The following is a 1,610-nucleotide window of genomic DNA, read 5'->3' as shown; positions in this document are numbered from 1 at the left end:
CCATAGTTCTGGAAAGAACCTAAGCTCGAGGGCCTTTTGTAAATAGTGGACGCCCGCTGTACCCCCCGTCCCTCTACGATATCCAATAATACGTTCCACGGTTTTCATATGACTAAAGCGCCAAGTTTGAAAACGATGTTCAAGATCAACGAGCTTTTCTGCCCATTCATAAAGTTCCCAATGGTCATCGCCTTTTTGATAAATGATGCTCCATGCCGCTTCGACCATATCATTGGCTTGATAAGGTTTGCTCCAATCTCTTTCGATATGGTTATCTGGGATATTAAATCCGCGTCTTTTTAAAAGCTGTAGGGTTAAATCATAAAGGCTTGGGCTATTCAATGCTTTATTTACGGCTTCATAACGATCTTTATGTTCCTGATGTGCTTTGATCATTGAAGCATTCTTATTACCCAGTGAAAATTCAATTATCCGATATTGATAGGATTGGAAACCTGAACTTTGGCCAAGACTGTCGCGAAAAGTCATATAATCTTTTGGTGTCATAGTAGACAAAATATTCCAGGAATGAATTAATTGTTCTTGTATGCGAGCAATACGTGAAATCATTTTCATTGCCGGTCCGATTTCATCTTTACTTAAACAGTCCATTGCGCTTGCTAATTCATGAATGCATAATTTCATCCATAACTCTGATGCTTGATGAATGATAATAAACATCATTTCATCATGCGCACCAGATCTTAAATCCTGCGCATTGAGTAGTTGATCTAGTCCAAGATAGTCACCGTAACTTATGTCTTGTTTCCAGTGTATTTTTTCATCGGTAATATCAACCGACGTTTTAATATCATCAGCCATTTAAGGGTCCTAATTTAAAAATCATAAATTTATCTTACATGCAAAATAAATTTATGCCAAATATTTCTTATTTAAGATTTTGCGTAATATAACAATTATAAATGGAAGCGATACAAGACAAATAATCGCGGCCAGAGCAAGAATTTCTATGTTATTCAAACTACCGTCAGAATTGGTGGTTAAAATAATAGAAGAAATAAGTCCACCGGCACCAGCAGCCAGATGACGGCAGGTTGATTGCAATGACATATAAGCTGCTCTTTCGTGGTCACCTGGTGCTTCAGATGAGATGGTTGATGCAATAACGCCCATTATAGCGGCACATAGCATAAATGAGCTAAATATAAATGGTACAGACATAATTGGCTGATGTAAGTACCCATCATAAAGGACGATTACATAAACAATAGTCACAATAATTGATAGCAGACGATTTCCATAAAAATCGATTATCCGCCCGGTAAGCATCATGGCAGCAAAACTTAATGCACCACCAATTATATAAATCATACTTAACCCATCACGGGGGTATCCGAGATTAAATATAAAATAGTTTATTGAACCAGCAAAAAGCATAAACTGTGCAAAGCTCTGTAAGGATACCAATATATAAGAAAGTCGAATTTCGGATCTTTTTAACAAAGACATAAGCGGTATTTTTTTGGGCGCATCAGATGACATATCAATATGATTTGTCATAGAAGGAAGCGTTATAAAAATTCCAACTGCAACAATTAACGCAAATATCGCTATGGCAATAAATGGCATTTTCCAATCAAACATTACCG

The 1,610-nt window shown here is 36.8% G+C and carries 2 protein-coding genes; both read right to left on the bottom strand.

What is annotated here, in order from left to right; genetic code table 11:
* A partial coding sequence (locus tag ACTF6W_RS09060) for a tryptophan 2,3-dioxygenase (RefSeq protein WP_438994219.1) occupies positions 1–822 on the bottom strand: 822 nt, incomplete at its 3' end.
* Positions 823–873: 51 nt separating this feature from the next.
* On the bottom strand, positions 874–1,610 hold a 737-nt coding region (locus ACTF6W_RS09055; RefSeq protein ID WP_438994218.1), incomplete at its 5' end, for an MFS transporter.

The sequence above is a fragment of the Pseudemcibacter sp. genome (assembly GCF_965661635.1).
GTDB lineage: Bacteria > Pseudomonadota > Alphaproteobacteria > Sphingomonadales > Emcibacteraceae > Pseudemcibacter.
Note: the sequence above shows the minus strand (reverse complement) of the source record. Positions and strands in the feature narration are given on the sequence as shown.